This window comes from Kitasatospora sp. Root107, assembly GCF_001424875.1.
GTDB lineage: Bacteria > Actinomycetota > Actinomycetes > Streptomycetales > Streptomycetaceae > Kitasatospora.
Window position 1 is genome coordinate 271,008 of sequence record NZ_LMCT01000011.1, and the last position, 7,501, is coordinate 278,508.

Below are 7,501 nucleotides of genomic sequence, written 5' to 3' on the forward strand. Positions count from 1 at the left end.
CTGCTGTGGCGCCACTGCTGGGAGCGGGCGTGATCGTGCCGAGCACCGACGGCCGGGTGCTGATCGGCCGTCGGATCACCCCCGGCGAGCCGCCCACCTGGAGCCTGCCCGGCGGCAAGGTGGACCACCCGGGCGAGTCCTTCGAGCAGGCCGCCGCCCGGGAGTTGGCCGAGGAGACCGGCATCGTGCTGCCCGCCGAGCGGATGCGGGTACTCGCCGTCCTGCTCGACCACGGTCTCGGCCGGCCCCGGCTGACCGCCGCCGTGCTGGCCCCGCCGTGCGACCTGCCCGCGCTGGTCACCGAGCCGCACGCCTGCGCGGGCTGGGAGCGGGTGCCCGTGGACGCGCTCCCGGAGCCGATGTTCTACCCCTCGGCCCAGGTCCTGGCCAGCTGGCTGCCCGACTACCAGGCCCCGCCCGGCACTTGGCGCTACCGGACCTCCTGACCCGCCGCCGTCGAGTCATCCGCCGGGCCACCAGCCGTCGAGTCGCCGACCGCCGTCGAGAGGTCGGTCAGCAGCGCCCCGGCCGAACCGTCCACCGAGCGCTGGGTGTTGGTGAGCACGACCACCCCGGTCCCGGCGCCCGGGTCGAAGCCGAGGAACGACGAGAAGCCGCCCGTCCCACCGTTGTGCCAGAGCTGCAGGTGACCACCCTGGCGGAGGTGCAGGCGCTGACCCATCCAGCCCAGGTGGATCCAGGAGAACGGATTCATCCGGTGCTCGGGGGTACGGCTGAGCGCGATCGCCTCGGCCAACGGCGTTTGCTCCGGGGCCAGTTGGGCCTCCAGGAAGGTAACCAGGTCGGCCGCGGTGCCGCGCAGGCCGCCCGCGCCCGCCAGCGCCGCCAGGTCCCAGCCGGGGACCGGGCGGCCGCGCCGGTCGTGCCCCTGGGCCGGCCGCGAGGGGTCGGCCGGGGTGACGGCGGTGTCGACGAGGCCGAGCGGACCGGTGATCCGGTCGGCGATCAGCCCCTCGTAGTCGGTGCCCGCCCGGCGGGCCAGCGCCAGGCCGAGCAGGCCCGCCCCGAGGTTCGAGTAGCGGAACCGGCTGCCCGGTACGGCGCCCAGCCTGGTCCGCCGCAGGGTGCCGAGCAGCACCGGCTCGGTGAGCTTCGCGTACGGGTCGGGGCGGCCGGGGTTGAGCAGCGCCGGGAGCAGCATGCCGTGCGGCAGTCGGGGCAGCCCCGAGGTGTGCTGGGCGAGTTGACGCAGCGTCACCGATTCGCCGCGCCGGTGCAGACCGGCCGCCTCGGGGAGCACCTCGGCGACCGGCTGGTCCAGTTCGACCAGACCCTCGGTGACCAGTACCGCCAGCGCCAGCGAGGTGAACACCTTGCTGACCGAGCCGAGTTCGAAGACGGTGTCGGTCGCCACCGCGCCCGCCGAGCGGATCTCCGCCCGGCCGTCGGCCAGCGCGGCCACCACCACCCCGGCCCGCTCCTCGGCCAGTTGGTCCGCCGTCCGCTGCGCTGCCCCACCGAGATCCACCATGGGGATCAGCCTATCGGCGCTACCACTCCGGTCCGGCCGACGGCTCCTGACAGCGCTACGGGCAGCGGGTGAAGGCGAGCACCGCGTTCTGCCCGCCGAAGCCGAACGAGTTGCTGACGGCGGCCGCCATCCGGTGCGGGCGCGGCACCTTGGTGACCACGTCCAGGTCGCAGGCCGGGTCGGGGGCGTCCAGGTTCGCGGTGGGCGGGATCAGCTGCTGCTCCAGGGCCAGCACGGTGCAGACCGCCTCGATCGCCCCGGCCCCGCCGATCGCGTGGCCGATCGCGCCCTTGAGCGCGGTGACCGGGGGCGGGCTGCCGAAGACCGAGTGGAGCGCCCTGGCCTCGGCCGCGTCCCCGTGCGGGGTGCCGGTGCCGTGCGCGTTGACGTGGCCGATGTCGGCCGGGTCGAGACCGGCGTCGGCGAGCGCGCCGCGCAGGGCCCGGGCCGCGCCGTCCCCCTCGGGGTGCGGGGCGGTGATGTGGTGCCCGTCGCAGGAGGAGCCGAAGCCCGCCAGCTGGGCCCGGATCCGGGCGCCCCGGGCCCGGGCGTGCTGCTGACGCTCCAGCACCAGGACGGCCGCCCCCTCGCCGAGCACGAAGCCGTCCCGGTCCAGGTCGAACGGCCGGGAGGCGCCGGCCGGGTCGGACGAGCGGCGGGAGAGGGCCCGCATCTGGGCGAAGCAGGCCGCCGGCATCGGCATCCGGGCCGACTCCGCGCCGCCCGCCAGCACCAGGTCGCAGGAGCCGGCCAGCAGCAGTTCGCGGGCCATCCCGATGGCGCTGCTGCCGGAGGCACAGGCGGTGCTGACCACCAGGTTGGGGCCGAGTGCGCCGAGGTCGAGGGCGATCTCGGCGGCCGCCATGTTCGGCAGGCTGCGGGACAGCGCCAGCGGCGAGACCTTCTCCGGCGCGCCCGCCGCCAGCCGGTCGAACTCCGGCTGCCAGCTCTGCATGCTGCCGATCCCCACCCCCATCACCACCCCGACCCGGGTACCGTCCCAACTCGCGCTGTCCAGGCCCGCGTTCGCGGTCGCCTCGCGGGCGGCCAGCAGGGCCAGCACGGTGAACAGGTCGAGCCGCCGGGCCAGCTTGTGCCCCAGCAGCTCCTTGACGTCCAGCTCCGGGACCCGGCAGGAGAAGTCCACCGGCAGCCCGGCCAGCTCCGGGTCGGCGACCGCGAAGGACGTCCCGGCGCAGAGGCCGTCCCAGGCCGCCGTCACCCCGACACCGCTCGGCGCGAGCAACCCCAGCCCGGTGACCGCGACCGCCTCCCGCCTCAACAGAGCCATCCCCGAGGGGCGATGACGGACCGACAGATCGAAACAGCAGCACAGAAGCACATGGAACGTCATTATTGGTCACAACCGGACGCATCCGAACGGAGCACACCCCGCGCCGCACCGAGCCGCACCCGTACGGGTGAACGCCCCACCCGAGCTCACCTCAGCACCAGGGCGGCGGCCCGGGGCAGCATCCGGGGCCACTCCGGCCACAAGTCCTGACCACGTCGCGCTGTCAGTGGTGCGCGGGAAACTGGCGGGTATGGACGATGAACTGCTCCGGGGCCGGGTCTACGGCAGCGACCACGAGGACGCCGGGCCCCGCCCCGGCCGGGTCTACCGGGAGCTGGTGGCCGGGCCGCTGGACGGACTGCTGCTCGACGTCACCGGCTGGAGCGGCGAGCAGCTGGCGGTCGGAGCCGCGCTGCCGACCGAGATCGGCGCGTACGGGGCGGGCGGCCGGGCCCGCTACCGCCCCCGCCCGGGTGACCCGCAGCGCTGGGACTGGGGCGGCGACACGCGGTAACAGCGGACATGACGGTGCCGCGACTCGTCCCCCTCGACGAGCCGCGGCACGTTCAATGAATCACAGGCGCTGCCAGAGGGCGGGAACGATCGGCGGCTCCCAGCCGGTCTGGGCCGTGTGACCCTGGATGCAGCGGTAGCTGACGCCGTTGTAGGTCACGATGTCACCCGCCTTGTACGTGGTGCCGGCCGCCCAGGTCCCGGTGCCGGGGCCGCTGCCGACCACCAGCGAGTAGGTGGTGCTGTGGGTGGCCGAGCCGGTGCCGGTCAGCGTGATGCTGTAGGTGCCGGCGGCGGTGGAGGCACCCACCTGGAAGGTCGCCGTCGAGGACGAACCTGCCTGCACCGAGGCGGGGTTGAAGGTGACCGTGACACCGGCGGGTACACCGGAGGCGGTCAGGCTGACCGTCTGCGCGCTGCCCGAGGTGACGCCGGTGGACACGGTCGCGCTGACCGAGTTGCCCGGAGTCGCGTTGCCGGTGGCCGGGTTCACCGAGACGGAGAAGTCGTTGGTCGGGACGGTGCCGCCGACCGAGGTCTTCCACAGGGTGTACGCCACGCCGTCGGCGCTGCGGTTCAGCACCGTGGCACTGACGTTGGAGGTGGTGTCACAGGACTGGTGGTAGCAGGAGTCGTACGCCCGGTTGGCCGTACCGCCCCACTTGGTGGCCTGGTTGGCGGTCTTGGTGGCGCTGGCGCCGGCCGCGTACCCGGAGGTGGGAATGCCGCCCTGCTGGAACGAGTAGTCGTCCGAGCGGCCCTGGCCCTCGACGTTCTCCTCGGGCTGGAGGCTCAGCGAGTCCCAGTACGCCTTCATCGGCGCCGAGGTCGCGGAGTTGATGTTGTTGATGAAGTAGCCGGCGTTGGGTGAACCGACCATGTCGAAGTTGTAGTAGCCCTTGATCGCGCTGCGCTGGGTGGAGCTCAGCTGCCCGACGTAGTGGGCGGAGCCCTGCAGGCCCTGCTCCTCACCCGTCCACCAGGCGAACCGGACGTGCCGGGTCAGGGTCGGGTTGGCCTGGGCGAGCGCCAGCGCGTTCTCCAGCAGCACCGCCGAACCGGAGCCGTTGTCGTTGATGCCGGGCCCGGCCGCCACGCTGTCCAGGTGGGCGCCGAACATGGTCACCTGGTCGGCCGGGCCGCCCGGCCAGTCCGCGATCAGGTTGTTGGAGACGTAGCTGCAGGAGGTGCAGCTCTGCTCGGAGACGGTGTAACCGGCCGCCTGGAGCTTGGCCTTGACGTAGGCCACCGACTGCGAGTGACCGGCCGTGCTGGCCCGCCGGTTGCCGCCGTTCTGCGAGGCGATGGTGTTCAGCTGGGTCAGGTGCGCCTGCACCTGGGCCACGTCGATGTCCGGTGCGTTGCCACCGGGGTTGCCGCCACCGCCCACCGTCAGGGTGTACTGCGCGGTGTGGCTGACCGTACCGGTACCGGTCACCGTGATCGTGTAGGTGCCCGCCACCGCCGTGGCGGCGGCCGCGAAGGTCACCGTCGAGGACGAACCTGCCTGCACCGACGAGGGGTTGAAGGACACCGCGACACCGGTCGGCGCACCGGAGGCGGTCAGGTTCACCGTCTGCGCGCTGCCCGAGGTGACCGAGGTGTTGACCGTCGCGGTGGTGGAGGCGCCGGGCTGGACCGAGCCTGAGGTCTGACCGAGGGTCAGCCCGAAGTCGTTGTTGCCGGACGGCGTACAGGTCGGGTCACCGGCCTGGGCCGGCACGCTGACCGCGTCCCAGGCCGCCTTGGCCCGGGTGAAGTAGCCGCAGCTGGGGTCGAGGTTCTTGGCTGCGGTCAGGGTCGCGGTCCGGTACCTCTTGTAGGTCATGCCGCTGGTCTTCAGCAGCATCCCGCCGTAGAAGATCTTCCCGGCGTTCTGGATCCCCACCCCGGTCACCGAACTGCTGTTGCAGGTCGGGCTGGTGGGCTTGCCGCCACCGGGGTTGGAGCCCTCGGCGAGCAGGTAGAACCAGTGGTTCATCGGGCCCGCCGCGGCGTGCTCCTCGGTGTTCGGGATCGAGGAGGAGTAGCAGTTCGGGTTCCCGCTCACCTGCGAGGGGTTGTACATCACCCGGATCGGGCCGTTGCCGACCAGGTTGATCATCTCGCCGACGGTGTAGTCCGGGGCGTCGTACGGGGCACTCTGATTGGCGTACGCCTCGGTCAGCGCGCCCATGATGTCGCCGGTCGCCTCGCCGAGACCGGACTCGTTGTTCGCCCCACCGGGGGTGAACTGGTCGATGCCATGGCCGAATTCGTGGCCCACCACGTCCATCGCGGCGATCCACTCGTTGGCGTTGTTGTGGCCGATGGATATCGAGGAGCCGTCCCAGTACGCGTTCACGTCGTTCAGACCGACCTTGACCGGCCAGCTGCCGCCGTTGCCGTTGTGGCCGTTGCGGCCCAGCCAGTCGCGGAGCATGTCCCACTCCTTCTGCGCCGCGAACATCACGTCGGCGCAGCCGGTCTCCTTGCTGGTCGAACTCCCGTTGCCCCAGGTGTCGCTGGACTTGGAGAACACCGCGCCCGAGCTGTAGTCGGCACAGCTCAACCCGGGGCGCCCCGGATCGCGCAGCGAGTAAGTGCCGCCGGAGGCAGTGGTGTTGATCGTCTGGGAGCCGTTCCACTTGCTGTTGATGGTGCCGGCACGGACGTCGTCGTAGCTGTCCAGCACCTCGCCCGAGCGGGCGTCCACGAACACGTGCAGCGTGCTGGGCGCGTCTGCGGTCCGACCGGTCAGCACGGTCTCCCAGGCCAGCTTGGAGCGGCCGTCCTTGACCCGGACCACCAGGCGGCTGGACTGCACCCCGTCCACGGTGGGGAGTTGGGCCCGGGAGGTCTGCTCGGCGGTCGCGGCGGTCACCTTCGGCGTGGTCGGCACGCCGACCGCCCCGGTGGACGCCGACTGCACGCCGCGGATCCGGCCCTGCCCGTCGGCGAGCACCACGGCGTCGCCGCCGACCACCGGCAGACCACGGTAAGTCCGCTCGTACGCAACGGAGTAGAGCCCACCGAGCCACGGGGTCACCGCGTGCCGCTCGTAGCTCTCGCCCGGCCCCTTGGCCAGGGCGTCCAGGCCCGCCGCGGCCGCCTGGTCGGCGGCGGAGACGGCGGCGGCCAGCGCACTCGGGGGTGCGACGGTGGCCGGGGACGGATCGGGCGCGGCCTGCGCGGCCGTGGTGACGGCGAGCAGACCGGCCAGGACGGTCAGGGTGGTACCTGCCGTCAGGATTTTTCGTCTCATTGCGAGGCTCCTCGGACGTGGGGGTCCTCGAACGCGGACGGCATGCCGACGGCACGCTCCACGGCCGCAGCGGGGGGCGGCTGAGTGGGTGTCAGCGTTCGGGTGCCGGAACCCTCACACGCCGTCATGCCACGGTCAACGGCTCCCACCGGCCTTCCGTGCAGTTGGCAAGTTCTGTCAAGCTGCGCTTTTCGCAAAGAGGTTGATACCACGTCATGTACGGACGGGGTGCTCGTCCAGTACCGTCCAGATACCCGCGGAGGGATCGCGGAGAGATCGCGTAGGACTCGGGGAGGCCGACCGTGTACCGGACCGACACCGCCGCCACCCTGGTCGAGGACGCCCCCTCCGCAGGTACGCCGGCCGCCGACTCCTGGCGGGCCTTCGGCGACCGCCTGCGGCACTGGCGGCGGCGGGCGGGCCTGACCCAGGCACAGCTCGGCACCGAGATCGGCTACGACCACACCGCGGTCAGCCGGCTCGAACACGGCACCCGCCGGGCCACCCCCCGGGTCGCCGACCACCTCGACCGGCTGCTGGCCGCCGACGGCGACCTGAGCGCTGCGTGCCGCCGGGCGGAACAGGGGGAACGCGCCGGACCGCCCGTCCCGGCCGGACTCACCCGGCCACCGCTGCCCGGCGCCGCCCNCCCCCCGCCGCTCCCGCTGCCGCTGCTGGTCGGCCGACCACCGGCCCGGCTCCCCGACTACGGGATGCTCTGCCCGCTGCACGGTGCGGCCGGCTGCGAGGTGCCCGCGCCCGCCGACCTCGCCGCGCTGCACCTGGCGTTCTGCGCCGCCGACCCGGAGACCGCGCCGCCGCTGGACGTCGACACCGCGCACGCGCTGGCCGGGCTGCTCGCCGCACACCTGCGCGCCGGCGAGGCGCACTCCCACCCCGACACCGCCACCGCGGTCGAGCGCACCCTGCGGGCGGTACTGGCCCGGCTGCCCGGCAC

At 72.9% G+C, this 7,501-nt stretch carries 6 protein-coding genes; 3 read left to right on the top strand and 3 right to left on the bottom strand.

Annotated features, from left to right (window positions below; all coding sequences use genetic code 11):
* The first annotated feature begins 5 nt into the window (after nucleotides 1-5).
* Nucleotides 6-446: an NUDIX hydrolase gene (locus ASC99_RS11315; protein ID WP_057230812.1), complete on the top strand. Its 441-nt coding sequence runs from the start codon at nucleotides 6-8 to the stop codon at nucleotides 444-446.
* On the opposite strand, the gene ASC99_RS11320 is transcribed toward ASC99_RS11315, so the two are convergent.
* Nucleotides 431-1,492, bottom strand: coding sequence for a serine hydrolase (locus tag ASC99_RS11320; protein WP_057230814.1), 1,062 nt, complete (start codon nucleotides 1,490-1,492; stop codon nucleotides 431-433). The genes ASC99_RS11315 and ASC99_RS11320 overlap by 16 nt on opposite strands.
* Before the next feature lie 55 nt (nucleotides 1,493-1,547).
* Nucleotides 1,548-2,783 carry a beta-ketoacyl synthase gene (locus ASC99_RS11325; protein ID WP_057230816.1) on the bottom strand — a complete coding sequence of 412 codons (1,236 nt, stop codon included), beginning with the start codon at nucleotides 2,781-2,783 and terminating at the stop codon, nucleotides 1,548-1,550.
* 253 nt (nucleotides 2,784-3,036) lie between these two features.
* Between ASC99_RS11325 and ASC99_RS11330 the strand changes: the two genes are divergently transcribed.
* Nucleotides 3,037-3,300, top strand: a complete 264-nt coding sequence (locus tag ASC99_RS11330; RefSeq protein WP_057230818.1) for a hypothetical protein — start codon at nucleotides 3,037-3,039, stop codon at nucleotides 3,298-3,300.
* A 60-nt stretch (nucleotides 3,301-3,360) separates the two neighbouring features.
* Here the strand turns inward: ASC99_RS11330 and ASC99_RS11335 are convergent, their stop codons facing one another.
* The gene (locus ASC99_RS11335; protein ID WP_057230819.1) at nucleotides 3,361-6,543 is read right to left on the bottom strand and encodes a M28 family peptidase; all 3,183 of its coding nucleotides are present in this window, start codon (nucleotides 6,541-6,543) and stop codon (nucleotides 3,361-3,363) included.
* Nucleotides 6,544-6,845: 302 nt separating this feature from the next.
* Here ASC99_RS11335 and ASC99_RS40350 point away from each other — a divergent pair.
* Nucleotides 6,846-7,191 (top strand): helix-turn-helix domain-containing protein (locus ASC99_RS40350; RefSeq protein WP_235583027.1); only part of this gene is annotated, 346 nt, incomplete at its 3' end.
* Nucleotides 7,192-7,501 lie beyond the last annotated feature (310 nt).